A 24643-nucleotide genomic window follows, 5' to 3' on the forward strand; every position below is an offset into this window, starting at 1 on the left:
CACGAGGCGTTCCTGCCTCCAACCGCTTCAGTCGTCCCTCACGATCTCAGGCTTGTCATACAAGACCGCGTTCAGGAGGGAGTTGTGAACTTCGATCTTGCCGTTGTAAGTGATGAAACCGAGCTTGCGGAACTTGTTCATGAAGAAGCTGACCCGGGAGCGGGTTGTTCCGATCATCTCCGCGAGCGTCTCCTGGCTGACCTGCACCGCGATGGGCTGAGTGGCGCCATCCTTGCCAAAATTCGCCAGGAGCAGCAGCAGACGCGCAAGCCGCTTCTCGCTCGAATTGAACAACTGGTCGATCAGGTCTTCCTCGATGCGGCTGTTTCGACTGAGCAGATAGCCCATGAACAACTCGGAGAACTTTGGTTCGCCCTTGAGCACCGCGAGCATCGCTGATTTCGCGATGGACGTGATCACACATTGTTCCATCGCCACCGTTGTCGAAATTCGCAAGGGATGGCCGTTCAGGCAACCCTCACCGAAGAATTGTCCGGGTTCCATGATTCCGACCACGGCTTCCTTGCCCTGCTCGGAGATGACCAGAACCTTGATCTTCCCCGACTGGATGTAGAAGACCGTGTCCGCGGCGTCGCCTTGCGAGAACACGACCTGGTTCTTGTCGAGTTTCAATATGGCTTTGCCCTCGCCGACCTTGGCGAGAAAGAGCTTTGGATCGAACGCGCTTTTCGCCGCTTTTGGCATGACGTCGTCAAGAACCTGATGGAGAGAGCTTCAGCTTAGCAGGGCCGGCGCCGGGCGCGTTAGGCAAATCTTGCTTCCGCCCTCCGGCCCGCCGGTGATCCCGGCCAAACACTTGTGGCGGCGGCTCGGCCGCCTCGCCATATCGCTCGCCTGCGCTCAATGCCGTACGACCGTCTGATGCCGGTCCTTCATGAGTGCGGCATCCAGCTCCGTCTGGCTGATCGAGAAGGACTGGATCAGCAGTTGGGAGGCAGATGTCGCGGGCGTCTGAAGCAGCGTCGCCACGCGCCGATAAGCGATCCGCGACAACCCTTCGATCTGCTCGTCGTCAGCGAGCACGACATATTCACCTGCGGGCTGTGAGCCTTCCAGGCCCTGAAGAACGAAGGGATTGGCGAACGAAACGGTGGTCCGCGTAGTTCTGATGGGCAATGTGAGATCTCCTGGACGAACCTGCAGAGGTATCAGCCGCGTCACTTGTCGATCCGGCTCGTCGCGCAGGTCGGAGGCGGTCGTCAGAGACACTATCGGCTGGCTCGCCCTGCTTCCGAGCAGAATTGCTCAGCTTTGGAGGAATGGTCCGCAATTAATAGTGAGCCGCGCGCCGATCACACGACCGGCTCTGAGCTGTTTTGCACATCATCCGCCCTTGCTCAGGTCTAGTCTGACCGGTGGCGGAACACCGCTTGGTCGTCCGTTGGTGAGGATGTGAACATGAATCTATCTGGTGAAAGCCTTTTCGTCATATTGGCCGTGGGCATCGCGGCCGGTTGGCTTGCGGGCCGGATCGTCATGGGCACGCGCTTGGGCCTGGTCGGCGATCTCGTCGTGGGCATAGCAGGCGCCTTCATTGCGAGCTGGATATTTCCGCAACTGGGAATCCATCTCGGTTCCGGCATGGTTTCGCAGATCATCGACGCCGCGGTCGGCGCGGTGTTGCTGCTCATGATCGTGGCGCTCGTCCGCGGACGGAGCCGATGGAGCGGACAATGGGGCGGCGTTTGGCGCAAACGCTGGTAGGCGCGCTTCGCGAGAATCGGCCTGGAACGAACGTCGCCGGGGCTACTTGGTGATAGCGACCGGATTTGATGCCCACTCATCATATCCGATGATTGGCGGCCCCGGTTCGCACCCCCGTGCTGGGGCCGCTTTCTCTCGGGTTCGGCTGTCAATTGGCTGATCTCATCGGATCTTCAATGGATATTCTGTGGACGTGCCCGCACTTGGAGCATTCGAAGATTCGCAGATTGCGACCGTCGCCGCCTGCCCCGACGTGGGTCAGCATCATGCGGCTCTGGCACGCCGGGCAGAGTGGCCGGGGTATCGGAATCAACGACGGTTCTGGACGAGCATAAATCTCGGACATATGAAGCTCCTGCACCATATGGTGGGGTATGCTGCACCCGAAGCCGTCGCCGATGACAACCGATTCGCCGGCTGAGACGCCGTGAGCATGCCGCGCCCGCGCCTCAGCCTCTGTTCAATATTGCTCACGCTTTCGGAAAATCTCCGGCCGGTCGGCGAATGCGTCCGCGCGCCCCTTCCGATCTCACTCGCAGTGTGCCAAAGGGGGCAGGCAGATTCCGCGGTAACGCCGGCTCCCGGCGTGAGCAATATTGCTCAGCGGCACAACCGGGCAGGGTTCAATATGAAAGCGTGCGGGCACCACCTCGGAGCTGCTGCCGGAGACGTCGCGTCGGCGTTCGTGCTTCTTCGGCGGACATGTTCGGGAGCGGACCAGATATGACTCAAAGGACGCCGGACATCCGCGCATCGGCGCAGTTGCTCGCCCGTTATCGCGAGCCCGACAGCGCGCGCGGTGGCCTCGAACTGGCGATCACGGCGGGACCGCTCCTTATCATCTGGGCTTTGATCTGGGCCGCGCTTGACCACGGCTATTGGTTTGCCCTGCTGCTCGAGGTGCCCGCGGCGGGTTTGCTGGTCCGCCTCTTCATGATCCAGCACGATTGCGGACACGGCTCTTTCTTCCGCGGCCGCGTTGCGAACGATTGGGTCGGCCGAGCCATCGGTGTGGTGACACTGACGCCATACCACTACTGGCGGCATAACCATGCACGCCATCATGCGAATTCCGGCAATCTCGATCACAGGGGCTTGGGCGACATCGACACGTTGACGGTGCGCGAGTTTCGTGGGCAGTCGCGATGGGGTCGGATGCTATATCGCCTGTATCGACATCCGATCGTGATGTTTGGCGTGGGTCCCACGTATCTGTTCATCTTGAAGCATCGATTGCCGGTAGGGCTGATGCGTGGCGGCTGGAAGCCCTGGTTGAGTACAATGGGCACGAACGTCGCGATTGCAGTCCTCGTCACCGCGATGATCCTGCTGGTCGGTTGGGGGCCATTCCTGCTGATACACCTGCCGATCATCGTTCTGGCGGCGTCGATCGGCGTCTGGCTGTTCTACGTCCAGCATCAGTTCGAGCACACCTACTGGTCCCACGACGAGAGCTGGAATTTTCACGACGCTGCGCTGCACGGCAGCTCCCACTACCAATTGCCGGCTGTCCTGCGCTGGTTCACGGCAAATATCGGTGTCCACCACATCCATCATCTTTGCAGCCGAATTCCCTGCTATCGCTTGCCGGACGTGTTGCGCGACCATCCGCAGCTCGCCGGCGTCGGACGGATTACGCTGCTCCAGAGTTTGCGGACCGTGCGGCTGACCTTGTGGGATGAGGAGCGGTTGCAACTCATCTCCTTTGGAGAGGCAGCTCTGACCTCAACCGCCTCGCCGGCGTTGGCCTCGTCTGAGCCGCGGCGGCGTCCTGGCTGAAACGTCGCGAATGTGGGCGCCCCGTAGTTGCGCCCGCAGCCGACGGTCGGTCGCCATGGCGGCGTATGCGGCGCCTGTGATCCATTGTGACCTGTAGCGCGCTCGGTTCCGCCACGGCGCGGACATCCGGGATTGCGCCATCTCCAAGGCGGACATTCTGCCGCAGCGTCCAGCCGCAAGCTCCGGGCCAGCTTTAACCGTGGCCACCCTTTCTCCCTTGCGGGCTGTCGTATATGAGAGATTTGTCGCCCCGACGCGCCGGATGTTCCCGCAAGCGGCTTGGAAGGGCGGCTGTGATTTCTTAATGCAAAGATCGCAATCTGACACGTGATCGGCACAGGCAGACCGGCATTTCGACCGAGGATGGCATGAAAAACCGACTGACAACGGCGCAATCCACCATGACGATGCGGCGTTGGGGTCCTCCCGGAATTGTGACATTGGCGTTGGTCGCATTGGCGGCGGCGGCCCCGGCCACCGCGGCCAAGCAGGCGCGCCAGCCGGCCGAGGCGGTCGCCCCGCGCGAGGCCGGTGAGCCGATCATGGCGATCGTGTCGATCAAGAGCCAGCAGGTCACCTTCTACGACGCCGACGGCTGGATCCTGCGGGCTCCTGTCTCGACCGGCACGACCGGGCGCGAGACGCCGGCCGGCGTCTTCGCCGTCGTCGAGAAGGACAAGGACCACCACTCGACCATGTATGACGATGCCTGGATGCCGAACATGCAGCGCATCACCTGGAACGGCATCGCGCTGCATGGCGGGCCGCTGCCCGGCTATGCCGCCTCGCATGGTTGCGTGCGGATGCCCTTCGGCTTCGCCGAGGGCCTGTTCGACAAGACCAATATCGGCATGCGGGTGATCATCTCGCCTAACGACGCGGCCCCGATCGATTTCACCCATCCCTCGCTGTTCGTGCCGAAGCGGGAGGCCATTGAGGCGGCGCCGCGCCGCATCGACAAGCTGTCCGGCGAGGCCGAGGAGGCGATCCGCGCCGCCGACGAGACCAAGAAGGCCGCCGCGGTCGCGGCGAAGGAGGCCGCAGCGCTTCCCGCCTCGCTGCGCAAGCTGGAACAGCAAAAATCGCGCGCCGACGCCGAGCTCGCTTTCGCCGACAAACAGCTCGCCGCCGCAAAGACCGATCCGGCTCGCGCCAAGGCCGAGGAGCTCAAGCAGAAGGTCGCCGCCAAGGCCGCCGATGCGGCAAGCCAGCTCGATGCCGCCAAGGCCGCCGCGCAGCCGAAGCGCGATGCCGTCGCCGCCACCAAGGAAGCTGCCAAGCTCGCGGCGACCAAGAAGAGCGAAGCCGTCAAGGCTGCGACCGACGCAAAGCTCGCGCTCGAGCCGGTCTCGGTCTTCATCAGCCGCGCGACACAGAAGCTCTATGTGCGGCGGAACACGCACAAGCCGGCGCCGGACGGCGGCGGCGAGGTGTTCGACACCAGCATCGAGGTTCCCGTCACGATCCGCAATCCCGACCAGCCGCTCGGCACGCATGTCTTCACGGCAATGGCGAAGAACGATACCGGCCTGCGCTGGAGCGTCGTCACGATCGAGAACGGCGACGACGCCAAGGATGCACTCGATCGCATCACCATCCCCCAGGACGTGTGGGATCGCATCGGGCCGACCGCGTTGCCGCGCTCGTCGATCGTCATCTCGGACGAGCCGTTGAGTGCCGAAACCAACTATCGGACCGAGTTTGTGGCGGTGCTGAGCAACCAGCCGCAGGGTGGCTTCATCACCCGCAAGCCGACCGCGCCTCCAATGGATGTTGCGGACGACGACGGCTGGGGCAATGGCGGCAACGGTTTTGGCTTCTTCTTCCAGCAGCGCGACCCGAACCCGCAACCCGTCAATCCGCGCCGGCGTGGCCAGTATCAGTACTATCAATCGACGCAGCCGATGCAACGGAGCTGGTGGTAGGATCCGCGGCTTGGTGCGCCGTGCCGAAATCCGCAGCTAGATGCGCGCCTCGATCACGATAGCCTGAATCTTGCCCTCGATCGGTCCGGACCCATGGCGGGCTCGGATCGCCTCGGCAACGAGGTCCGTTGCAGCCTGGAGCTTGCTGCCGTCTCGTGCCTCGATCTCGCTGCGCAGCGGCGTGCCCTGGCAGAGCGCGATCGCGGCGTAGTCTGGCGACGGCGCGTGGGCCAGCTCGGATCGCGTTTCGATCGATATGTCACGGAAGCCCGCGCCTTCGAGGTCGGATCTGATGACGTCCTTGTCGTAATAGCCGTGCGGGGTCCGGACCATGAAGCGGGGTGGATCTTCGGGAAACATTTTTCCGAGCGCGACCGTGGCGTCGTGCGTGAGCGAATTGTCCTCGATGCGATCCCAGACGTTGAACACGAAGGTGCCATCGCCCTTCAGGACGCGCTTCACGTCCCCGTAGGCCTTGATCCGGTCCGGAAAGAACATGGCGCCGAACTGGCAGCAGACGACGTCGAATTCGGCGTCGCCAAATGGCAGGGCCATTGCATCCGCCTGGCGCCAGGTGATTCGATCATCATCCGCCTGACGATGCGCCGCGACCGCAAGCATCGGCTCGTTCAGATCGGTGGCGACATAACGGATGCCGCGCGGCAACGCCGCCGCCACGGCGCGCGTCACCGCACCGGTGCCGGCTGCGATTTCGAGCAGCACGGAAGGAGAGCGGGCGGCGATACGTCTTGCAAGGTCCTCGGCGTAGACGGCGAAGATCATCGGGACGAGATATTCGTCGTAGAGCTTCGGGATCGAGCCGGCAAAAACCTTGTCAGTGCTGGACATGCTTGCCTCGCTGAAGGTTCGGACACGAAGCTCGTATTACCATGGATTGCCGTCTACCGCGCCAGCAGCGCCGTGAACCCCGCCGGCTCCTGCATCGCCTTGCGCGCTTCGAGCGACATCGGCTCGTAGCGGCTGCCGTTGAAGATGCTGAGCCGGCTTCGACGCCATTTGACCCGGCATAGCAGCCTTCGGGCGTGTAGCTGACGTAGCCGTCGTCGCCGAAGCGATGGCCGAATTGCCCATCACCAGCGCCATGCGCTGGTCGGCGAATGCCACAATCGGCTGAAAGACAAGCGCCAAGATGCTGAGAACAGCGCTGAGAACAAAGAGATAAAAAAACTTCATCACGGCCCCCAAGCCGGGATATTCAAAACGTCAATGAGAATATCCGACCGGGGCCGCAATACAATTTCTATTTGATTTCGTCCGGCGCTCCCAACCGGTGATCGGTTCTAGGATTTCGCCCCACCGACCTCACGGATCGGCCGTGTGCCGTCCCAGTTCATCGCCGCCTGCCGGACTTTTTCGAAGAACGGTCCCTTGCTGCCGCTGACGTCGGATATCTCGATCACGGTCCCCGGATGGGCCTGCGTGTCGAAATAGGCAAAGCGCCCCTTCTCGCCGCCGATCTGGCCTTCATGGCCGATCCTGTAGCCGAGCCCGATCGCCCTGTCGTAGAGCGCCTGGTAGTCGTGGCTCCAGTAGGACATGTGCTGGAGGCCTTCGTGACCGGCGTCCAAAAACTCCTTGTACAGCGAGGGTGCGTCGTTGCGCTGCTGGATCAGCTCGATCTGGAGGTCGCCGGAATTGGCCAGCGCGATGCTCATCTCGACCGCGGAATCCCGGCCGCGATGGCGGAACCAGTCGGTCTTGACGCGGTCCATGTAGTACCAGGGACCGACGCCCATCACCTCGTTCCAGTGCTTCATCGCGGCGTGAATGTCCCGCACGACATATCCGTTCTGGCGCACCGCGCCGAAGATGCGGCTCATGCTCGCGCTCCTCTCGTCGCCTCGTTCACCTGACTTCGATGCCTGCGTCCTTGGCAACCTGCTTCCAGGCCGCGATATCGCGTGCGTTAATGTTGCGCTGCTCCTCGCCGGAAACGAATTGCGGCGTGATGCCGAGCGCAAGCAGCTTGTCCATTACCTCGGCATCGTCGAACGCGTCCTTCAGGGCCGCCGACCGTTTTTTCGCGATCAAAATTGCTCTCCGCTTCTTCCGGGAGCAGAGTTGAAACGCGTGGCGAAACGAATGACAGCGCATGTGGTTGACTAGCGAACGATCGTTCGTTAGTCAACCTTGTATGGCTGTCCCCACCCTCAGTGCGGCGCAAGCGGTTGCGCCGACGACCCGCGAGCGCATCCTCTCCGAGGCGCTCAATCTGTTCGCGCAGAGCGGCTATGGCGGCGCCTCGATGCGCGAGCTCGCGCGCCGCGTCGGCGTCCGCGAGAGCAGCCTCTACAATCATTTCGCCGGCAAGGCCGCGATCCTGGAAGCGATCGTTGCCGAGCACGGCCCGGCGAGTTCGGCGAGCCGGCTGGAACAAGCGCGCTACAGGCAGCTCGCGCGCCAGCCTGCTGCGTTCTGCCGGCAGTTTGCATTTGACCTGGTCGAGCAATGGTCCGATCCCCGCGAACACCAGTTCCAGAAAGTCATCACCGCCGAGCGAAACCGCGTGCCCGGCATCCGCGCCAAGTTCGCCGATCATTTTTACGCGCGCGAGCAGAGCATGATGACGGATTATTTTCGCGGCTTCGCACTTGCCGGCCTGGTCTCGACGTCCGATCCGCGCGAGACCGCGCGGCTGTTCGCGGCCGGCCTCATCTACATCCGCCTCGAGCATTACGTGATGGGGGCGGCGCCGTCGCCGCGGCCGAAGGTGATCGAGGCGATCGACCGGTATCTCGCCTTCTTCCTGTCGCTGATCGCGGCGGATGGCGGGACGCACGTCAACAAGAAACGAAAAGCCAAGGGAGAGACGCGTGGCAAGGCTGCCCCTGATTGATCCGGAGACGACCAGCGGCGATATCCGCGCCTCGTTCGACCGCATGCCGGTCAAGCTCAACATCTTTCGCATGATGGCCCATGCCGAGGCCAACATGATCCCGGCGATGCGGCTCGGCAATTCGATCCTGCACAAGCAGAAGCTCGGCGCGGTCAACCGCGAGCTGTTGATCCTCCAGGCCGCCCAGCTGGAAGGCGGCGCCTATGAATGGCGCCAGCACGTGCCTATCGCGCTTGGCGTCGGCTGCACGCAGGCACAGATCGATGCGGTCGAGCGCGCTGACTATGACGCCAACGCATTGAACGAAGCCGAGCGTGCGCTGCTCAAATTCGGCCACGACGTCGTCGAGAATGTCCGCGTGGGCGAAGCGACCTTCGCCGCCGCTCGCAGGCACTTCAGCGACCAGGAGATCGTCGAAGCCATCGTCACGCTCGGCTTCTACATGATGATGGCGCGTCTCACCGAAGCCACCGAGACCGATCTCGATCCCGCAGCCGGCATGAAGGTCTATGACGCCGGCAAGAAGCCGGGCGGCTGAGATGGCGGAAACCGAGAGCAAGCCGGACCGCTACGCCGACCGCCGAGCGCGGAGTCACTGGGCGAGGCGCCGGGCAGGGGACGCCTCAAAGGCCGCCGCATCCTGATCGTCGGCGGCGGCCAGCGCGTGTTCGACGCCGCCACCGATCCGATCGGCAACGGCCGCGCCATGAGCATTCTTTGCGCTCGCGAAGGCGCGAAGGTCGCCGTCGCCGATCTCAACCGCACCTCCGCCCAGCAGACAGTCAAGCACATCATCGATGAAGGCGGTGAGGGTTTTGCCATCGCGGCGGACGTCACGAGCGAGGCTGACGTTCAGCGCATGATCGAGGAAGCTCACCGGGCTATGGGCGGCCTCGACGGCATGGTGCTGAACATCGGCACCTTCGGCAAGGTCGGGCTCGATGCCGTCAGCCCCGAGGAGTGGAATGGGATTTACGACGTCAACGTCCGCGGTCCCATGCTGTGCTGCCGCGCGGCCATGCCGAGATTCGACAACGGCGGCGCCATCGTCTTCATCTCCTCGATCGCCGCGCTGAAGGCCGGCTCGCAGATGGCGGTATACGATTCCTCCAAGGCCGCACTCGGCGGCCTCATGCGCAACATCGCCCATCTCGGAGCGCGCCGCGGCATCCGTGCCAATCTCGTCTATCCCGGCCTCGTCGACACCCCCAACGGCCGCGAGGCCGGCGCCGGCCGCCCCAATCGCGGCAAGGGCCACGTCCCCTTCGGCCGCCAGGCCACCGCATGGGAGATCGCCTACGCCGTGCTGTTCTTTCTCTCGGATGAAAGCGTCTATGTCACTGCGCAGACACTCGCGGTCGATAGCGGGCTGAGCGGGATGTGAGGCGGCATCCTATCGCTCGGGCGACAGCGCCCGGCCGAGCAGATGGTCGAGCGAGACCCGCCCCGGCCCGTAGGCCATGATGCCGAGGGCCATTGCGGCCCAGGTGATGTGCACCGGCCAGCCGTCGGGCACGGTGAGTTCGACGATGACAGTCATGAATAGCAGTCCAAGGGCGGCGAACCGAGTGCCGAGTCCGAGGATCAGCAGGATCGGGAACATGATCTCGCCGCACCCTGACAGGAAGGCCATCACCGTCGGCGCCGGATAATGATAGGGGCCGCCCGGCAGATGCAGCATGAATTCGTCGGTGAACAGCGTCACTGCGGTGTCGTTGAGCTGCAGGAAGCCGCCCCATTTGAGAATGCCGGAGCGCCAGAACGGCACCGCCAGTGCGACGCGCAGCACGAGCTGGACGATCGACGGCGATGCGATGGTCTTCACCAGATCATTGGCCCTCTCGATGAGCAGCCTGATAGCCGGTGGGTTGCCGCCTGCAGACAGGCGTTGATCCGCGATCATCGTGGGTCTCCAGAGGCAATTGAGCTGAATGCGCCGGCTTCGATCAGGCCGGCGATGTTCGAGGCGATGTCGAAACCGGGCGATGCCTCCAGCGCCGACACCGCGGCCTCGCCGAGCGGCTGGCCCGACATCAGACCGGTCGCGAAGACCGCGCCGCCCGGCGGAAGGTGCCGGACGGTGACGTCGAATTCTGCGCGCGTGATCAACGCGTCCTCCGGCGTCGATGCGTCGATGTGTTCGAAGGGCGCCGTATCGCGGTTGGCAGCAAAGATGGTCACCGCCGAGAATCGCGACCGCACGATGTGCGCCGCCGGGTGAGGCGCTAGGACGAGATCGGCCAACTGGTCGGGCGCGACAGCGGAAAGCTGTGCCGGCGCGAGCGGCGCGGCGTCGCGCGCGTGATATGCGTCGAGCCAGGCCCGCTCGATGCGGGCGACGTCGGCGAGCCACGGCATCGTCTGCGCATGTTCGTAGGCCTCGATGAAAGCCGGAAAGTCGCGGCCATAGTCGAACAGCAGCGGCGAGGTCGGCGGCGTCTGGCGAACATGGAAGCGCGCCATGGCGCGGAAGAAGTCGGGGCCGGTGATGCGCTGCACCGCCGGATAGATCGCGGCGACAGCGTCGATCAGGCTGACCGTGACGTTGTTGCGGTAGACGTCGTAGCGTTTGCCGCCCGCCTTGCCGTTCGGGCCGGTCACCGCCGCAGGCACACCGCGCGCCGGATCGAGCAGCGCCGGCGCGAAGGTCGCGGCAAAGGACAGATCCTGCTCAGGCGGCATGACGATCTCCGGTTGGCGCGGGTTGATTGCAGCGGTCGAGGATCGCCTGCGCGGCGGCGGCTTCCGCCCGCAGGATCGGCCAGTCCGGGATGTTGCTGTCCCACTCGATCAGCGTCGGCACGGCGCCGCGGCGCCGGACGACGATCTCGTAGAGCTTCCACACGGCGTCCGCGACCGGGCCGTCATGGCTGTCGATCAGCAGCAGATCGCCTTCGTCGTCAGCCTGCCCGGCGTGGCCGGCGAGGTGGATTTCCCCGACGAAGGACAGCGGAAAATCGGCGAGATAGTCGAGGGCCGAGAATCCATGATTGGTCGCGGAGACGAACACGTTGTTGACGTCGAGCAGCAGGCCGCAGCCGGTGCGTTCGGCAACGGCGCGGATGAAGTCGGTCTCGCTCATCGAGGATTCGCGGAAGGCGACATAGGTGGAGGGGTTTTCCAGCAGCAGCGGGCGGCGGATCGCGTCCTGCACCTGATCGATGTGATCGCAGACGTTCCGGAGCGTTGCTGCGGTGTAGGGCAGCGGCAACAGATCGTTGAAGAAGCTGGTCTCATGCGTCGACCAGGCGAGATGTTCGGACACCAGCGCGGGCTGGTAGCGCGCCACCAGTCCGCGAAAGCGGGCCAGATGCGCCTTGTCGAGCGGCTGGGGTCCGCCGATCGACATGCAGACGCCGTGCAGTGACAGCGGATGATCGCGACGGATCGCCTCCAGCGCGCGGTGGGGCGGACCGCCCGCGCCCATGTAGTTCTCGGCGTGGACCTCGAAGAAGCCGCGTTGCCGTTCCGCGCCCAGGATCGCCTGAAGATGTTCGGGCTTGAAGCTCGTCCCGGCGACGCCGCCGATTGGCGCGGAATAGCGGAGGGGCACCGCAGACATGTCAGGCGCGATTGCCGTCGTCATGGTTTCTCTCCGCTCTTCCCTGTTGTCGTGGTGGTCGCGACGCGCAGCGCGTCAGACCGGCTTGAGCGAGCCCTTCTTGCCGCCCGGCAGCTCGATGCTGGCGCAGGTGCCGCCCTGGACGAATTTCCAGGCGTTGCCCTGGAAGTCGGTGGTCGAGGTGCCCTGGCAGGTCGTGCCCGGTCCGGCCGCGCAATCGTTCTGGCCCTTCAGGGCGACGCCGAAGCATTTTTCCTTCTTGGCGGCGATGGCCGCATCGGCCTCGGCCTTGGTGAGCGGGCCGGCAGCGGCGAGGGTGGCAAGGGCGGTCGACATCGCGCCGGCGAGAACGAACGTCGTGACGACATGCTTGGCAGACATTGGAGTTTCTCCTGTTCGAGATGGCATCGCCTGGCAGGCGAAGGCGCATGGTTCCGTTCGCTCCGCGCACAGCCCGCGTTACCGCGAAGCTGCTCACGAAGCCGTGAGACCGCTTGGATCGGCGCACCACAGGTGCGCTTGGGCCGGGATTTGCGGGCAAGCGGCCGTTCAAATCCAATGCCGTGGCGCTATCGACTCATTAGCGGGAGAGCATTGGTGGCGGTTGGTCGCGCCTGCCAGAGGTAACGAACGGCGGAAGCCTGCGTAAAGCGATGACAGGAGCCGCGCCCGGCCAAGAGCGGAAACAGCCATGAATGTCGATCCCGGACGCCGACTTCGCGCGATCGCCAGGTTGACGGTCAGCATCCGCCTTGCCGTTTCGGCGCTGGTGCTGACCGCGATCCTGCTGACGGCGGCGCTTTCGAGCCTGCTATGGTGGCGCACGGCGGAAGCGGCCAGCCGCCAGCTCGCCTCGACCATCAACGAGCAGATCGTGGCTGCGGTGCGCAAGGAGGTCTCTGCCATCGTGGACGAGGCGCGCGCCGCGCACACTGCGATCCGTACCCTGTTCCTGCAGAACGTGCTCGACACCCGCGAGGCCGACAAGCGCGAATTCGTGTTCCTGTCGCAATTGCAGTCGCAGGCGACGATCTCATGGGTCGCCTTCGGTTGGCCCGACGGCTCCTTCTTCGCCGCGCACAAGCTCGGCGACCGCCGCCTGGAGATGATGGAGATCTCGCTGACCGATCATGCCGGCCAGCGCCGCGTCGACGAATACGACGTGGTGCCCGGCGACATCGAATTCGCCAATCGCCGCTTCGAGCCGACCGATTTCCGTGTCGCCGAGCGCGCCTGGTTCAAGACCGGGCTGGCGGCCGAGGAACCGCAATGGTTCAAGGTCATGGACCATCCGACCGGCGAGCGGCCGTCGATCGCCTTCGCCGGCCCGATCGATGTCTACCAGGAGCGGCAGGGCGTCCTGGCCATCGTCATCGAGTACACCAGGCTCGCACGCTTCCTGGCGCAGCTCGAGGTCGGACGCACGGGAACGGCTTTCATCATCGATAGCAGCGGCGAGTTGGTCGCAGCCCCCGACAGGGACGCCGACGAGCTGCATGCCGCGAAGAGCGATACCAGATTGCTGCCGCTGGCGCAGATGACGCACGCGAAGGCGGGCGAGGACGGCCGCAAGGAAGCCTGGCGAAGTCGGCTGACGTCGGCCGGCGGGGCCTACGAAGTCGCGCTCACGCCGTTGCCGTTTCCCGGCTGGTCGCTGGCGACCGTGATCCCCGAGGCCGAGTTCCTCGGTCCGGTCGAGACGACATTGCACCGCCTGATCCTCGGCCTTGCCGTCGGCGCCGTGCTCGCAGCATTGGCCTCGGCGTGGCTGGCACGCTCCGTCATCGCGGCGCCGCTGTCGCGCGTCGTCGGCGAGCTTCGCCATGTCGAGGCCTTCGCGCTGGAGCAGGTCCGGCGCCATCCGTCGCGGCTCAAGGAGATCGCGAGCCTGTCGGGCGCGATCGCCGAGATGGCGGCCGGCCTGTCCGCGTTCCGCAAATTCATCCCGGCCGATCTCGTCCGCGCCCTGCTGCGCCAGGGCGTCGAGGCCCGGCCCGGCGGCAGCATCCAGGAGCTCAGCGTGATGTTCGTCGACATCGCCGGCTTCACCGGGCTGTCCGAGCGGCTCGGCGATCGCGTGGTACCGCTGCTTTCGCGCTATCTCGACCTCGCCTCCGAGGCCGTGGTCGCCAATGGCGGCACCATCGACAAATTCATCGGCGACGCCGTGATGGCGTTCTGGGGCGCGCCGCAGCCGCAGGCCGACCACGCGCTGCGCTGCTGCCGCGCGGCGCTCGGCTGCCGCAGCGCGATCGCGGCGTCGGGCCTTGCCGACGATCTCGGCCAGCCGCTCCAGATCCGGATCGGGATCAACTCCGGCCGCATGCTGGTCGGCAATATCGGCTCGGAGCTGCGCCTGAACTACACCGTGATCGGCGATGCCGTGAACGTCGCGAGCCGCCTCGAGGGCGCCAACAAATCCTACGGCACGCAAATCCTCATTGGCGAAGCGACCGAACGTCTCGCGCGCGGCGCCATCATCGCGCGCGAGATCGACAGCATCGCCGTGTATGGACGTGAGGAGGGTTTTCCGGTCTATGAATTGATCGGACTTGCCGGTGAGAGCGGCGGTGAGACGCTCGATTGGATCGTCCGCTACGAACAGGGCCTTGCCAACTATCGCGCACGCCGATTTGCCGCAGCACTCGCCGATTTCGAAGCCGTGCTCAGCGAACGCGGCCATGATCGACCGGCCGAACTCATGCGCGAGCGCTGTCGGCAGTTCCTCGCCGACGCGCCCGATGCGTCATGGCGTCCGGTCGCGGCGCTGACGACGAAGTAGTCGGAATATCCGGAACAGGTTGCCGCACGACGTGGGTGGTCGGCGGGGCTCCGCAATCCCGTTCAGGGTTGAGCATCCTTGGCCACCACGAGATTCAGATTGCACGTCATAGCCAATCCGCCTAATACAATTGGACAAATGAACAAATAGCATGGTCGAATACCGAAAGGTGGGCCATGGAGGAACGGTGCCCTGGGCGTGCAGCGCGCGAGGGTGGCCAAGGATGGTAGCGCAGCATGTCGCATACGAACGCATTTGGCCTGGCGGGTGTCATCGGCATGCCGGTCGCGCATTCGCGTTCGCCCGTCATTCATAATTACTGGCTGAAGGCGCACGGCATCCGCGGAACCTACGTGCCGCTCGCGGTCGAGCCGGAGCGGCTCGAGGACGCGCTCCGCGGACTTGGCGCGCTCGGCTTTCGCGGCTGCAACGTCACCATGCCGCACAAGCAGACGGCGATGAAGCTGCTCGACCGCGTCAACGAGACGGCGACCCGCATCGGCGCCGTCAACACCATCGTCGTCGAGGAGGACGGCACGCTCTCCGGCTTCAACAATGACGGCAACGGCTTCGTTCAGAGCCTGCGCGACGCCAGGGCCGGTTGGCGCGGCGACGCCGGGCCGATCCTGCTGCTGGGTGCGGGCGGCGCATCGCGCGCGGTGGTCGTGGCGCTGCTGGAGAACGGCGCGCGCGAGATTCGCATCGCCAACCGCACGGCGGAGAAGGCGCAGGCGCTTGCAAACGATTTCGGCTCCGCCGTCAGCACCGTTGCCTGGGACGACCGCGGCGCCGCGCTCGGCGACGTCGCACTGCTCGTCAATTGCACCGATCGCGGCATGGTCGGCAAGGGTGCGCTCGAGATCGACCTGTCGCGGCTCAAGCCTGAAACGCTCGCCGCGGATCTCATCTACACGCCGCTGGAGACGCCGTTCCTGGCCGAGGCCCGCGCCCGCGGCTGCACCACGGTGAATGGGCTCGGCCTCCTGCTCAACCAGGCCCGGCTCGCCTTCAAGGCCTGGTTCGGTGTCTTGCCCGACGTGACGCCAGAGCTGATCAAGGCCATCGAGGCGACATTCTGATCCGGACGCCGGGGAGTTTCGCGCCATGACACTGCCGGCGTCCCCCAAAATCGACTGCCACATCCACGCCATCGATCCCGTTCGCTTTCCCTATTCCGATGACACGCCGTACCGTCCGAGCGGGCAGGAGATCGCACCGGCGGCGCAGCTCATCCGCGTGTTCGACGCCTTCGACGTCAGGCACGCGCTCGTCGTCGCGACCAACACCGGTTACGGCAGCGACAGCCGCATCCTGCTCGACACGCTGAAGCAGGGTGGCGGCCGGTTCAGGGGTGTGGCCGTGGTCGAGAACGACGTCGGCATCGAGGAGCTCGAACGATTGAAAGCCGCGGGCGTCGTCGGCGTTGCCTTCAACGTGCCGTTCCACGGTGCCGACCATTATCGCCATACGGCACCGCTGCTGGCGAAGCTGGCAAGCCTCGGCCTGTTTCTCCAGGTCCAGGTCGAGCAGGACCAATTGCTCGCGCTGCTGCCGCTGATCGAGGCATCGTCGGTGCGCCTCGTGATCGACCATTGCGGCCGGCCCTCGGTCGCGCAGGGCCTGAACGGAAAAGCCTTTCAGGCGCTGCTGGCGATCGGCCGCGAGCGTGACGCGCACGTAAAACTGTCCGGCACTTACAAATTCTCGCGGCAGCCGCACCCCTATGCGGACACCTGGCCGTTCATCGCCGCGCTCGTTGAGGCCTTCACGCTCGATCGCTGCGTCTGGGGCTCGGACTATCCGTTCCTGCGCGCGGCGGAACGGCTCGACTACGGGCCGCTGCTCGCGCTGCTGACGAAACTGTTTCCGGACGCGAGCGACCAGCACCGCCTGCTGTGGCGAACGCCGGCACGGCTGCTCGGCTTCGGCGACACGACAGATCGATCATAAAAAGCAAGCAAAGGGGAGGAGGACGTCATGAGGAATCTTGCAGCGCCGGTCGTCGTGGCGATTGCAGCTGCGCTATCTGCAGGTGGCGCGCAGGCGCAGAGCACAGTCTACATCCCCGACGTTATCGAGCTCTCCGGCCCCGGTGCCGTCTCCGGCACCAATTGGCGCGACGGCGTCGCGCTCGCCGTCGACGAGATCAATGCTGCCGGCGGCATTCTCGGCCGGAAGATCCAGACCGAGCATCTCGACACCCAGAGCAATCCCGGCGTCTCGCGCGCACAGGTGCAGAAGGTTCTGGACAGGGATCCCTATGTCGTGCTCGGGCCGATCTATTCCGGTTCGGTCAAGGTCAACATGGCGCTGACGCAGGCCGCCGAGATCCCGCAGATCGTCGGCGCCGAGGCCGCCGACATCACCACGCAGGGCAATCCCTGGATCTTCCGCACCGCCTTCGGCCAGCAATTCTCGATGCCGAAGATCGCCAACTATCTCCACGACAAGCTCAAGGTGAAGACGGTCGCGCTGGTCTGGGTCAACAATGATTTCGGCAAGGGTGGCCACGACAATTTCGTCAAGGAGATGAAGGCGCGCAACGTCGAGATCGCGGCCGATATCTCCACCGAGCAGGGCCAGGTCGATTTCGGCTCCGACGTGATCAAGCTGAAGGGCGCCAAGGCCGACGCCGTGTTCGTCTACACCAACGAGGAGGAAAGCGCCCGCTTCCTGATCGAGGCGAAGCGGCAAGGCCTGTCGACGCCGCTGTTCGGCGAGACCACGCTGCTCAGCCAGAAGGTGGTCGAGCTCGCCGGCCCCGCCGCCAACGGCGTGCGTGGCCATGTCGGCCTGTCCGCCGATGCGCCGGTGCCGGCGATCGAGGAATTCACGAACAAGTTCACCGCGCGCTACAAGTACCGGCCCGACCACAACGGCATCAAGGGCTACACCGCCGTCTATCTCGTCAAATACGTCACCGAAAGGATCGGTAAGTTCGACAGCAAGGCTTTCGGCGCGGCCATGAAGGGGCTGACGCTGACGCCCGACAAGGCGCCCGGCATGCTGATGGAAACAAGCTGGGACCAGAACGGCGACATCGACCGCGCCAGTTTCCTCGCCGAGATCGTCGACGGCAAGCAGAAGATCGTCGAGACCTTGCCGAAGCTGAAGGGTGGCAAAGGCGAGTAAGCGATCGGTAGCTCGTAGCCCGGATTGCACTTCGCGCGATCCGGGCTACGATCCTGCGTGCTTGATACGCAACTGAGATTCGCCCACCTGTCTGCCGGACGGCTTCAACACATGAAAACCACGCTGCTCAAATCCGAAGACTACACCCGCTCGCCCTGGAAGAACGGCGGCGGCATTTTCACCGATATCGCGGACGCCCATCGCGATGGCGCGCCGGTGAAGGATTGGGACAGCCTGCTCTGGCGCTTTGCCTCGACGCCGATCGTCGCGCCCGGTCCTTTCTCCTTTATGCCCGGCATCGACCGCCTGCAGATGGTCATCGATGGACGCGGGCTGGTGCTGAAGGCTCCGGGGCTGCAATTCGACGAGCGCGAGCCGTTCACCACCGTGCGCTTCACCGGCGAGCTCGAGATCGTGACCGAGCTCGAGGCGGGGCCGGTCGAGGTCGTCAACCTGATGGCCCGGCGCGGTGCGGCGGAGATCGAGCTCGAAGCGCTCGGGGAACCCGGCGATCGGCCATTGTCCGCCGGCACGCATCTGGTTTACGCGGCGCGCGGCGAATGCCGCATCCGCCTCGACGGCGAGGATTTTGCGATTTCGCACGAATGCACGCTGAAGGTCGAGCTGACCGAGGAATCGCGGCTCGCGCTCGTTTCGGGGCTGGCGGTGCTGGGATCGATCCGCCTCGCCGGCTAGACGGCAACCGCCCGCCGATGCGTACAATCCATGCAACTGGCCAGGTTGACGCCGCGGAGCCGGAGCACGATATCTCCCCACGTGAAGATCGCCGCGAAGGGGCAGGATATGAGCGTGCCGCAAGACAACCAGGCCCCCGCCACCCAGGCCGACGGCGTCGTCGACTGGCTGACCAACGGCACGCGTGACGAGCGCTTCATCGACAATATCTTTGCGCAGATGTGCATCCGGCTCCAGCAGGCGGGGATTCCGCTCAAGCGGTCGACGCTTCATGTCCTGATCCACCATCCGCAATGGCTGGGGGCCCGCTTCATGTGGTCCGACGGCATGCGCGAGGCGGAGATCGCGCGGGTCGACTACGACGTTCGCGAGCGGTCGGAATTCATCGGCAGTCCCGCCAACGAAATGTTCGACGGCGCGACCGAGGTGCGCGAAGATCTCGAGCGCGACCCCTCGCTCGGCCGCAAGCACGCCCTTTACGACGAGATGCGCGAGAAGGGCCTCACCGACTATGTGGCCTGGCCGCTCTATCACACGCTGGGCAAGCGCCATCTCGTCACCTTCGCGACCGACCGGCCCGGCGGTTTCGACGATGCGCATGTCGCCGCACTCAGGAAGCTCTTGCCGGTGTTGGCGCTGGTCAGCGAGATCCGCATCAAGAACCGGCTGGCGCGGACGCTGCTCGAGACCTATGTCGGCGCCCATGCCGGCGAGCTGATCCTGGCCGGCGCCACCCGGCGCGGCACCGGCACGACGGTGCGCGCCGCGATCATGATCTGCGACCTCAGGGATTTCACCAAGATCTCCGACAACTGGCCGCGCGACGACGTCATCGACCTGCTCAACGATTATTTTGACGCGATGTCGGAGCCGATCGCGCGGCACGGCGGCGAGATCCTGAAATTCATCGGCGACGGCCTGCTCGCGATCTTCCCGCTCAGCGAGCCCGGCGCCTGCGCAAAGCTGCTGCGCGCCGTGACCGAGGCCCGCCAGGCCATGGCCGCGCTGAACGAGCGCAACAACGGCACCGGCCGCGCGCCCTTGAACTACGGCATCGGCGTCCATGTCGGCGACGTCATGTACGGCAATATCGGATCGAGCACCCGGCTCGACTTCACCGTGATCGGCCCCGCCGTCAACATGGCCTCGCGCCTCGAAGCCCTGACCAAGCAGCTGGGACGAACGGTGCTGTTGTCGCGGGATTTTGCCGAGCTGGTCGACCGCGAGTTCGACCTGGAGCGGGTCGGCAGGCACGAGGTGCGCGGCTTCAGCGATCCGATCGAGCTGTTCGCCTATCACGGCTGAGGGCGGGATGCTCGCGGCTGCGCCGCCTGCCCGATCGCAGGAAGCGGATGGTCCAGACTACTGTTTCGATCCGGTCCAGCTTCCGGCGCATCCATCGGATCGCCGGAATGTGCCGGAGCCGCTGCGGCCCGAAAACCGGCCCGACATGGTCCAGGTCAGGCTCCCCGCAGCTCCGACGCCGGACGTGGCGCCGTTCGGACTGACTTGAGCGGTGCCGTACTGTCCCACCAGCTTGCCGCCGGTGATGACCACCGCGTCGGTGGAGGTGCCGCAGGGCGTGCCGACACTGGTCAGAACCCATGCGCCGTCGAGATTGCCGCCCCCGCCGCTCCTTTGCGGCGCGCGGCCCGGCGCGTCGGCCTCCGGCCTGCTGCGTCGTGCCGGCTTTGAAGGCTCGGCTGCCCGCGGTGTCTGGCGCGAACCGGACAGTGACTTTTCGTCATTGCCGATGCTGCCGCCGGCGCTCCCCGATTGCGCACGCGCCATGTCCGGCAACGCGGCCACGGCCAGCGCGGCCGACAACAGCGCGGCTTCAAGACAATATCGAAACTGGTTTTGCATATTGCATGGGTCTCAATTGCACTGGTTTCAAATGAACAGGTCCGGCCCGACCGGAACACGTCGCGCCGACAATGCAGCAAGATTTGCCGGTCCCCGCCGCACGCGTCAAGCGCCGAGCCCTCCGCGCGCTGCTTCGCGCCGGATCGTATTGCCAACGCGAGGGTGTAGCACTACGCTTTGTACCCGGTAGCCCGAACGTTCTCACGATTGGCCGCGCGTTCATGCCAAGATTTCTTCGCATCGGAGTCCATCAGTCCAACGTCTCCGGATACACGTCGAAGGCATGGTGTGTCAGGCGTGTCGGCTCGGCGGTTTTCCTGAAATGGGGCGCCGTTGAGGTTCATGGCGCCGGCGACGGGCGCAAGGTCTATTGGACGCGCCTGCCGCAGGAGAAGACAGTTCGCTGTGGCAGCGCGCAGCGCGCCCAGGATTATGCAAAGGCCGCGATCGCGCGGCGCCGCAACCATCGTTACGAACCGCTGACCGGGCCCATTGCGAACCGGCGCCGATCGGCCGGCGCTGGCACCGAGCTCAAGCAGGCCCTCGCGACCATCCTGATCGTCGACATCGTCGGCTCCACCGCCAAAGCTGCCAAGCTCGGCGATGCGCGCTGGACCAAGATCATGGGCCACTATTACGCGGCGGTTCGTAAAGAGCTGAAGAGCTCGCGCGGCAAGGAAGTGGTGACGACAGGCGACGGGGTGCTGGCGACGTTCAAGGCGCCGGCCGCCGGCATTGCCTGCGCAACCGCGATCCGGAAGGCGGTGCGCACGCTGGGCCTCGACATCAGGGTGGGCCTGCATGCCGGCGAGTACACGGTCAGCGGCACCGAGGCGGTCGGCCTCGCCTTTCACATCGGCACCCGCGTTGCCGCCAAGGCCCGCGCCGGCGAGGTTCTGGTGTCGAGCGCGGTCAAGGAGCTGATGAAGGCGCAGTCCCAGATCCGCTTCGCCGATCACGGCATGCACCAGCTCAAGGGCGTTCCGGAGCGATGGCGGCTGTACCGCGTGGAGGGGTGAGCGCGGGCCGGCCCGCGTTCCGGTCCGGCGCCTCCGCTATCGGCGCTTGAGCGTCAAGGCAGGCGCGACCGCTGCCACCACGCCGTCACCTCATCTGGACGACGACTTTGCCCCTGGCCCGCCCCTTTTCGAGATAGGCAAGCGCCTCTTTGGCCTGTTCGAACGGAAAGACCCTGTCGATCACCGGCCGGATGCGCTCGGCCTCGAGAAGCTCGCCGATCTCGGCGAGTTGCTTGCCGTCGGGATGCACGAACAGGAACGAATAGGCGGCGCCATTCTTGCTGGCATGGCGAATGATCTTGCGGCTCAGCAATCCGAACAGCAACACCATGAGGACATTCATCCCCCGGGCACGCGCGAACGCCGCGTCCGGGGGCCCGATCAGCGAAGCAATCGTGCTTCCCGGCTTCAGGATCCGAAGCGATTTTTCGAGCGCATCGCCCCTGAGCGTGCCCAGCACGGCGTCGTAGTCCCGCAGCACCTCCTCGAATTTCTGTGTCGTGTAGTCGATCACCTCGTCAGCCCCGAGGCTGCGCACCAGATCGATATTGCCGGTGCTGGTCGTCGTCCCCACCCGGGCGCCCAAAACTTTCGCGAGCTGGATCGCGAAGGTGCCGATCCCGCCGGCGCCGGCGGGGATGAACACCTTCTGACCGGGCCTGAGACGTATGCGCTCTCTGAGGGCCTGCAACGACGTCAGGCCGGCCATCGGGATCGAGGCCGCCTGCACGAAGTCCAGGTTGGCCGGCTTGAGCGCGGCAGCGTCCTCCGGCACGCGCGCGAATTCGGCAAGCGCGCCGGTTCCGAGATCGAAGATGCTGGCGAAGACGGCATCGCCCGGCTTGAAGCGGGTCACGCGGCTTCCAACCTCGACGACGAAGCCCGCAAGATCGCTGCCCAGCGTGGCCGGCAGTTGAAACTTGAGGATCGGCTTGAACATTCCTTTCGGAATCATGTTGTCGACCGGGTTCAAGCCCGCGGCGTGAACCTGGACCAGGATTTCGTTCGGCGCGGGCGCCGGCCGGGGAATGTCGGCCAACGCGACCTGATCCGGCTTGCCGTAGCGCTTGAAGACAAGAGCTTTCATTTTTCCTCTCGGTCCGAAGGTTCTTCGCAAATGGCGGCAGCAGGCCGCGCGTGCGCCGATTGCGCGCCGTCAGAAGGCCCGGGCGGTGCGCGCGGACTGCGATGCCGCCGGTGCATCTAGCCGCAGGTCCTTTCGAATTCCGGCATCCACCAGGACGGCTGGCGCAAACCGGCGCAGAAATCGCAGGCGCTTTGCGAGGCTGCCGGCCGTGTACTTGAGCTGCGGGCGCGCCGCGCTCGCCGCCTTCAGCACGGTCTCGGCCACCACGCGGGGCTGTTCGGCCGTCGCCATCACCTCGTTCACCCGCCTGGTCACGCCGGCGCGCGCCTCGCGATATTCATCGAGCTTGGCATCGGGCTCCAGGAAGTTGGCGTCGAACGGCGTCCTGGTATAGGCGGGCTCGATCACCGAGACCCGGATGCCTCGCGTGCGCAGTTCATGGTCGAGCGATTCCGAATAGCCGGCCACCGCGTGCTTGGTTGCGGCATAGAGCGCCCCATAGGGCATCGGCAGAAAGCCGAGCACGGAGCCGATGTTGATGATGCGGCCGCTCCCCTGGCGCCGCATGTGCGGCAAGACGGCCCGTGTCATCCGGATCAGCCCGAAGAAGTTCGTCTCAAAGATCGCTCGGGCCTGATCCATCGAGCTCTCTTCCGCTGCCGCGGGGGCAACACCGAAGCCGGCATTGTTCACGAGCAGATCGACGTGGCCCTCTCGCCTTATCGCCTCGCTGACGGCGGCTTCCACCGATGCATCGCTGGTGACGTCGAGGGACAGCATCTCGAACGGTTGTCTGCCGGCCTGCGCGCCTCGCCGGCTGGTGCCGTAGACCTTGTAGCCGGCGTCGGCGAGCCGCTTCGCCGTGGCTTCGCCGATCCCGGACGAGGCGCCGGTCACGAGCGCGACCTTTGGCGTGATCCTGTTCATGAGCTTCTCCAGTGCTGTCATGGACCGTGAATTGATTTGATTACGATCGTAATTAAAGATATACATGACGACCGTAACTATAATTGTCAAGCCCGGGGCACCCGCCACATGCGCGTTTCAAAAGAACAGGCCGCCAAAAACCGCGAGCACATCCTTCAGGCCGCCTCCCGCCTGATGCGGGAGCGCGGCATCGCCGGCGTCGGGGTCGATGCACTCGCCGAGGCCGCCGGCATGACTCACGGCAGCCTGTACAGTCAGTTCGGCTCCAAGGAGCGGCTGGTCGAGGAGGCGATCGCCCATGCGATCAGCGCCAAGGGCCGCGAACTGCCCGCGGTTTTTGCGCTCGACGACTATGTTTCGGAGTACCTCTCGCCCGCGCATCGCGACGATCCCGCCGGCGGCTGCCCCTTCGCAGCTCTCGCTTGTGAGGTGTCACGCCAGAGCAGCGGCGTGAGGGAGCGCTTCACCGCCGGCGTGCGCGGCGCGATCGCCCTGGTGAGCAGCCGGATGCCCTCCGCACTGAAGCCGCGGCAGCGCGAGGACAAGGCGCTCGCGGCAACCGCATCGCTGGTCGGCGCCCTCGTGCTCGCCCGCGCCGTGAACGATCCCAAGCTGTCGGATGATATTCTTCGGGCGACGAGGAAGGAGCTGTTGGGGTGATGCGGCGCTGGACTCCGAGGCCGTCGAACCGGCGAAAGCGGCCGGAGTCATGAAGCGCACCGTCACTGCAATCCGGCCCGCGCGTCCTCAAGGTCGGCAAACGGCCACTCTGCCGGGGGCGCGGCCCGCGCGAAATAGCGTGGCGGAGCGGTCATCACCTCGTCATCAGCGCACGCCCGTGCCTTTGCAGCGCTGGCACTTCACCACCTTGTCGCCCTTCTTGAGCAGGCCTTTGCCTTCGCAGTTCTTGCACTTCTGCTTCTTCTTGATGTTCGGGCCTTTTTCACTGGCCATGGAAGTCTCCTGCCGCGAGAGAGCGGTGAACCGCTGCTCGGTATAGGCTGGGCTCGGCGAGAGCGGTAGTCGATAATCCAGACGGACGCCGACGATGTTGCCATTTTCAGTCAATGTCGTCTCCGGGCCTTTCCTGGAGGCATGGGGGTTATCCGGCATCGATCGTCTGCATGCAAGCTTCGACGCCAACACCTTCGCCGCGCGTCTTGAAGGCGGTGACCGCTTCGCCATGGTCTTCGCCGGCATCACGCCTCATGCCGGTATGCGATCCCACCGGCTTCATGCTGCCGTCGTCTTCGGAAAGCGCGACGAGTGGCAGCAACAAGTTTCGT

28 protein-coding genes and 1 pseudogene are annotated in these 24643 nt (G+C 65.0%); 14 read left to right on the plus strand and 15 right to left on the minus strand.

Translation table 11 applies throughout. The features are described from left to right. Positions 1–27: 27 nt before the first annotated feature. Both OC450_RS28230 and OC450_RS28235 read right to left on the minus strand, forming a co-directional pair. Positions 28–705, minus strand: a complete 678-nt coding sequence (locus OC450_RS28230; RefSeq protein ID WP_211381769.1) for a Crp/Fnr family transcriptional regulator — start codon at positions 703–705, stop codon at positions 28–30. Between the two features lie 156 nt (positions 706–861). Then, positions 862–1137 carry a hypothetical protein gene (locus OC450_RS28235; protein ID WP_211381770.1) on the minus strand — a complete coding sequence of 92 codons (276 nt, stop codon included), beginning with the start codon at positions 1135–1137 and terminating at the stop codon, positions 862–864. Between the two features lie 282 nt (positions 1138–1419). On the opposite strand from OC450_RS28235, the gene OC450_RS28240 reads away from it, so the two are divergent. From OC450_RS28240 to OC450_RS28250, 3 genes are all read left to right on the plus strand, one after another. Beyond that, positions 1420–1725 carry a GlsB/YeaQ/YmgE family stress response membrane protein gene (locus tag OC450_RS28240; RefSeq protein WP_211381771.1) on the plus strand — a complete coding sequence of 102 codons (306 nt, stop codon included), beginning with the start codon at positions 1420–1422 and terminating at the stop codon, positions 1723–1725. Positions 1726–2448: 723 nt separating this feature from the next. Beyond that, the gene (locus OC450_RS28245; protein ID WP_256809129.1) at positions 2449–3504 is read left to right on the plus strand and encodes a fatty acid desaturase; all 1056 of its coding nucleotides are present in this window, start codon (positions 2449–2451) and stop codon (positions 3502–3504) included. Between the two features lie 368 nt (positions 3505–3872). Next, positions 3873–5429: a L,D-transpeptidase gene (locus OC450_RS28250; protein ID WP_262049066.1), complete on the plus strand. Its 1557-nt coding sequence runs from the start codon at positions 3873–3875 to the stop codon at positions 5427–5429. Positions 5430–5465: 36 nt separating this feature from the next. Here the strand turns inward: OC450_RS28250 and OC450_RS28255 are convergent, their stop codons facing one another. The 4 genes from OC450_RS28255 to OC450_RS28270 form a co-directional block, all read right to left on the minus strand. Then, entirely contained in the window at positions 5466–6278 is an 813-nt protein-coding gene (locus tag OC450_RS28255; protein WP_211381774.1) for a class I SAM-dependent methyltransferase, read from the minus strand. A gap of 36 nt (positions 6279–6314) precedes the next feature. Further along, positions 6315–6623, minus strand: coding sequence for a hypothetical protein (locus OC450_RS28260; protein WP_256809132.1), 309 nt, complete (start codon positions 6621–6623; stop codon positions 6315–6317). Positions 6624–6730: 107 nt separating this feature from the next. After that, positions 6731–7270: a VOC family protein gene (locus tag OC450_RS28265; protein ID WP_211381775.1), complete on the minus strand. Its 540-nt coding sequence runs from the start codon at positions 7268–7270 to the stop codon at positions 6731–6733. 25 nt (positions 7271–7295) lie between these two features. After that, positions 7296–7481, minus strand: a complete 186-nt coding sequence (locus OC450_RS28270; protein ID WP_262049067.1) for a hypothetical protein — start codon at positions 7479–7481, stop codon at positions 7296–7298. A gap of 103 nt (positions 7482–7584) precedes the next feature. Between OC450_RS28270 and OC450_RS28275 the strand changes: the two genes are divergently transcribed. The 3 genes and pseudogenes from OC450_RS28275 to OC450_RS28285 all read left to right on the plus strand — a co-directional run bounded on the left by OC450_RS28275 (position 7585) and on the right by OC450_RS28285 (position 9670). Continuing rightward, positions 7585–8286 (plus strand): TetR/AcrR family transcriptional regulator, encoded by a 702-nt coding sequence (locus OC450_RS28275; protein WP_256809137.1) that lies wholly within the window; start codon positions 7585–7587, stop codon positions 8284–8286. Next, on the plus strand, positions 8264–8824 hold the full coding sequence (locus OC450_RS28280; protein ID WP_262049068.1) for a carboxymuconolactone decarboxylase family protein: 561 nt from the start codon (positions 8264–8266) through the stop codon (positions 8822–8824). The genes OC450_RS28275 and OC450_RS28280 overlap by 23 nt, the downstream gene beginning before the upstream one ends. Position 8825: 1 nt before the next feature. Beyond that, a pseudogene (locus OC450_RS28285) lies at positions 8826–9670 on the plus strand (SDR family NAD(P)-dependent oxidoreductase). A gap of 9 nt (positions 9671–9679) precedes the next feature. On the opposite strand, the gene OC450_RS28290 reads toward OC450_RS28285, so the two are convergent. The 4 genes from OC450_RS28290 to OC450_RS28305 are packed head-to-tail and all read right to left on the minus strand — an operon-like array spanning position 9680 to position 12229. Then, the gene (locus tag OC450_RS28290; RefSeq protein WP_211381779.1) at positions 9680–10189 is read right to left on the minus strand and encodes a DoxX family protein; all 510 of its coding nucleotides are present in this window, start codon (positions 10187–10189) and stop codon (positions 9680–9682) included. Then, complete coding sequence (locus OC450_RS28295; protein WP_262049070.1) at positions 10186–10968, minus strand: DNA-binding domain-containing protein; 783 nt, start codon at positions 10966–10968, stop codon at positions 10186–10188. Before OC450_RS28295 ends, OC450_RS28290 begins: the two co-directional genes overlap by 4 nt. Beyond that, positions 10958–11872 carry a DUF692 domain-containing protein gene (locus OC450_RS28300; protein ID WP_211381781.1) on the minus strand — a complete coding sequence of 305 codons (915 nt, stop codon included), beginning with the start codon at positions 11870–11872 and terminating at the stop codon, positions 10958–10960. The genes OC450_RS28295 and OC450_RS28300 overlap by 11 nt, the downstream gene beginning before the upstream one ends. A 51-nt stretch (positions 11873–11923) precedes the next feature. Further along, a complete protein-coding gene (locus OC450_RS28305; protein WP_211381782.1) occupies positions 11924–12229 on the minus strand; it encodes a DUF2282 domain-containing protein in 306 nt (101 codons plus the stop codon). 310 nt (positions 12230–12539) lie between these two features. On the opposite strand from OC450_RS28305, the gene OC450_RS28310 reads away from it, so the two are divergent. From OC450_RS28310 to OC450_RS28335, 6 genes are all read left to right on the plus strand, one after another. Beyond that, positions 12540–14630 (plus strand): adenylate/guanylate cyclase domain-containing protein, encoded by a 2091-nt coding sequence (locus OC450_RS28310; protein WP_262049071.1) that lies wholly within the window; start codon positions 12540–12542, stop codon positions 14628–14630. Between the two features lie 236 nt (positions 14631–14866). Next, entirely contained in the window at positions 14867–15709 is an 843-nt protein-coding gene (locus OC450_RS28315; RefSeq protein WP_262049072.1) for a shikimate dehydrogenase, read from the plus strand. Between the two features lie 25 nt (positions 15710–15734). Beyond that, the gene (locus tag OC450_RS28320; protein WP_262049073.1) at positions 15735–16580 is read left to right on the plus strand and encodes an amidohydrolase family protein; all 846 of its coding nucleotides are present in this window, start codon (positions 15735–15737) and stop codon (positions 16578–16580) included. A 27-nt stretch (positions 16581–16607) separates the two neighbouring features. Next, positions 16608–17762: an ABC transporter substrate-binding protein gene (locus OC450_RS28325; RefSeq protein ID WP_211381786.1), complete on the plus strand. Its 1155-nt coding sequence runs from the start codon at positions 16608–16610 to the stop codon at positions 17760–17762. Positions 17763–17873: 111 nt separating this feature from the next. Beyond that, a complete protein-coding gene (locus tag OC450_RS28330; RefSeq protein WP_256809145.1) occupies positions 17874–18458 on the plus strand; it encodes a HutD family protein in 585 nt (194 codons plus the stop codon). A 108-nt stretch (positions 18459–18566) separates the two neighbouring features. Then, positions 18567–19763 carry an adenylate/guanylate cyclase domain-containing protein gene (locus OC450_RS28335; protein WP_256809147.1) on the plus strand — a complete coding sequence of 399 codons (1197 nt, stop codon included), beginning with the start codon at positions 18567–18569 and terminating at the stop codon, positions 19761–19763. Positions 19764–19820: 57 nt separating this feature from the next. Here OC450_RS28335 and OC450_RS28340 read toward each other — a convergent pair whose 3' ends face one another. After that, positions 19821–20324, minus strand: coding sequence for a hypothetical protein (locus OC450_RS28340; RefSeq protein WP_262049074.1), 504 nt, complete (start codon positions 20322–20324; stop codon positions 19821–19823). 221 nt (positions 20325–20545) lie between these two features. Between OC450_RS28340 and OC450_RS28345 the strand changes: the two genes are divergently transcribed. After that, positions 20546–21343 carry an adenylate/guanylate cyclase domain-containing protein gene (locus tag OC450_RS28345; protein ID WP_262049075.1) on the plus strand — a complete coding sequence of 266 codons (798 nt, stop codon included), beginning with the start codon at positions 20546–20548 and terminating at the stop codon, positions 21341–21343. 85 nt (positions 21344–21428) lie between these two features. Here the strand turns inward: OC450_RS28345 and OC450_RS28350 are convergent, their stop codons facing one another. Both OC450_RS28350 and OC450_RS28355 read right to left on the minus strand, forming a co-directional pair. Continuing rightward, positions 21429–22430: an NADP-dependent oxidoreductase gene (locus tag OC450_RS28350; protein WP_211381791.1), complete on the minus strand. Its 1002-nt coding sequence runs from the start codon at positions 22428–22430 to the stop codon at positions 21429–21431. A 69-nt stretch (positions 22431–22499) separates the two neighbouring features. Next, positions 22500–23357 carry an oxidoreductase gene (locus OC450_RS28355; protein WP_262049076.1) on the minus strand — a complete coding sequence of 286 codons (858 nt, stop codon included), beginning with the start codon at positions 23355–23357 and terminating at the stop codon, positions 22500–22502. 108 nt (positions 23358–23465) lie between these two features. Here OC450_RS28355 and OC450_RS28360 point away from each other — a divergent pair, with 108 nt between their 5' ends. Then, the gene (locus tag OC450_RS28360) at positions 23466–24017 is read left to right on the plus strand and encodes a TetR/AcrR family transcriptional regulator (RefSeq protein ID WP_211381793.1); all 552 of its coding nucleotides are present in this window, start codon (positions 23466–23468) and stop codon (positions 24015–24017) included. A 165-nt stretch (positions 24018–24182) separates the two neighbouring features. Here the strand turns inward: OC450_RS28360 and OC450_RS28365 are convergent, their stop codons facing one another. Together OC450_RS28365 and OC450_RS28370 are read right to left on the minus strand one after the other, a co-directional pair. Next, the gene (locus OC450_RS28365; RefSeq protein WP_211382441.1) at positions 24183–24470 is read right to left on the minus strand and encodes a hypothetical protein; all 288 of its coding nucleotides are present in this window, start codon (positions 24468–24470) and stop codon (positions 24183–24185) included. Continuing rightward, a complete protein-coding gene (locus OC450_RS28370) occupies positions 24460–24636 on the minus strand; it encodes a hypothetical protein (protein WP_211381794.1) in 177 nt (58 codons plus the stop codon). The genes OC450_RS28365 and OC450_RS28370 overlap by 11 nt, the downstream gene beginning before the upstream one ends. Between the last annotated feature and the right edge of the window lie 7 nt (positions 24637–24643).

Origin of the sequence: Bradyrhizobium sp. Bra78, assembly GCF_024519855.1 — a bacterium.
Taxonomy (GTDB): domain Bacteria; phylum Pseudomonadota; class Alphaproteobacteria; order Rhizobiales; family Xanthobacteraceae; genus Bradyrhizobium; species Bradyrhizobium japonicum_G.

What these genes read in the sequence shown, in the direction of transcription:
- OC450_RS28355 (WP_262049076.1), bottom strand. Translation starts at nt 23,357, where the DNA reads ATGAACAGGATCACGCCAAAGGTCGCGCTCGTGACCGGCGCCTCGTCC.
- OC450_RS28315 (WP_262049072.1), top strand. Translation starts at nt 14,867, where the DNA reads ATGTCGCATACGAACGCATTTGGCCTGGCGGGTGTCATCGGCATGCCG.
- OC450_RS28340 (WP_262049074.1), bottom strand. Translation starts at nt 20,324, where the DNA reads ATGCAAAACCAGTTTCGATATTGTCTTGAAGCCGCGCTGTTGTCGGCC.
- OC450_RS28320 (WP_262049073.1), top strand. Translation starts at nt 15,735, where the DNA reads ATGACACTGCCGGCGTCCCCCAAAATCGACTGCCACATCCACGCCATC.
- OC450_RS28300 (WP_211381781.1), bottom strand. Translation starts at nt 11,872, where the DNA reads ATGACGACGGCAATCGCGCCTGACATGTCTGCGGTGCCCCTCCGCTAT.
- OC450_RS28305 (WP_211381782.1), bottom strand. Translation starts at nt 12,229, where the DNA reads ATGTCTGCCAAGCATGTCGTCACGACGTTCGTTCTCGCCGGCGCGATG.
- OC450_RS28250 (WP_262049066.1), top strand. Translation starts at nt 3,873, where the DNA reads ATGAAAAACCGACTGACAACGGCGCAATCCACCATGACGATGCGGCGT.
- OC450_RS28295 (WP_262049070.1), bottom strand. Translation starts at nt 10,968, where the DNA reads ATGCCGCCTGAGCAGGATCTGTCCTTTGCCGCGACCTTCGCGCCGGCG.
- OC450_RS28330 (WP_256809145.1), top strand. Translation starts at nt 17,874, where the DNA reads ATGAAAACCACGCTGCTCAAATCCGAAGACTACACCCGCTCGCCCTGG.
- OC450_RS28365 (WP_211382441.1), bottom strand. Translation starts at nt 24,470, where the DNA reads ATGCCGGATAACCCCCATGCCTCCAGGAAAGGCCCGGAGACGACATTG.
- OC450_RS28275 (WP_256809137.1), top strand. Translation starts at nt 7,585, where the DNA reads ATGGCTGTCCCCACCCTCAGTGCGGCGCAAGCGGTTGCGCCGACGACC.
- OC450_RS28360 (WP_211381793.1), top strand. Translation starts at nt 23,466, where the DNA reads ATGCGCGTTTCAAAAGAACAGGCCGCCAAAAACCGCGAGCACATCCTT.
- OC450_RS28290 (WP_211381779.1), bottom strand. Translation starts at nt 10,189, where the DNA reads ATGATCGCGGATCAACGCCTGTCTGCAGGCGGCAACCCACCGGCTATC.
- OC450_RS28245 (WP_256809129.1), top strand. Translation starts at nt 2,449, where the DNA reads ATGACTCAAAGGACGCCGGACATCCGCGCATCGGCGCAGTTGCTCGCC.
- OC450_RS28255 (WP_211381774.1), bottom strand. Translation starts at nt 6,278, where the DNA reads ATGTCCAGCACTGACAAGGTTTTTGCCGGCTCGATCCCGAAGCTCTAC.
- OC450_RS28350 (WP_211381791.1), bottom strand. Translation starts at nt 22,430, where the DNA reads ATGAAAGCTCTTGTCTTCAAGCGCTACGGCAAGCCGGATCAGGTCGCG.
- OC450_RS28345 (WP_262049075.1), top strand. Translation starts at nt 20,546, where the DNA reads ATGCCAAGATTTCTTCGCATCGGAGTCCATCAGTCCAACGTCTCCGGA.
- OC450_RS28325 (WP_211381786.1), top strand. Translation starts at nt 16,608, where the DNA reads ATGAGGAATCTTGCAGCGCCGGTCGTCGTGGCGATTGCAGCTGCGCTA.
- OC450_RS28335 (WP_256809147.1), top strand. Translation starts at nt 18,567, where the DNA reads ATGAGCGTGCCGCAAGACAACCAGGCCCCCGCCACCCAGGCCGACGGC.
- OC450_RS28265 (WP_211381775.1), bottom strand. Translation starts at nt 7,270, where the DNA reads ATGAGCCGCATCTTCGGCGCGGTGCGCCAGAACGGATATGTCGTGCGG.
- OC450_RS28310 (WP_262049071.1), top strand. Translation starts at nt 12,540, where the DNA reads ATGAATGTCGATCCCGGACGCCGACTTCGCGCGATCGCCAGGTTGACG.
- OC450_RS28230 (WP_211381769.1), bottom strand. Translation starts at nt 705, where the DNA reads ATGCCAAAAGCGGCGAAAAGCGCGTTCGATCCAAAGCTCTTTCTCGCC.
- OC450_RS28260 (WP_256809132.1), bottom strand. Translation starts at nt 6,623, where the DNA reads ATGAAGTTTTTTTATCTCTTTGTTCTCAGCGCTGTTCTCAGCATCTTG.
- OC450_RS28240 (WP_211381771.1), top strand. Translation starts at nt 1,420, where the DNA reads ATGAATCTATCTGGTGAAAGCCTTTTCGTCATATTGGCCGTGGGCATC.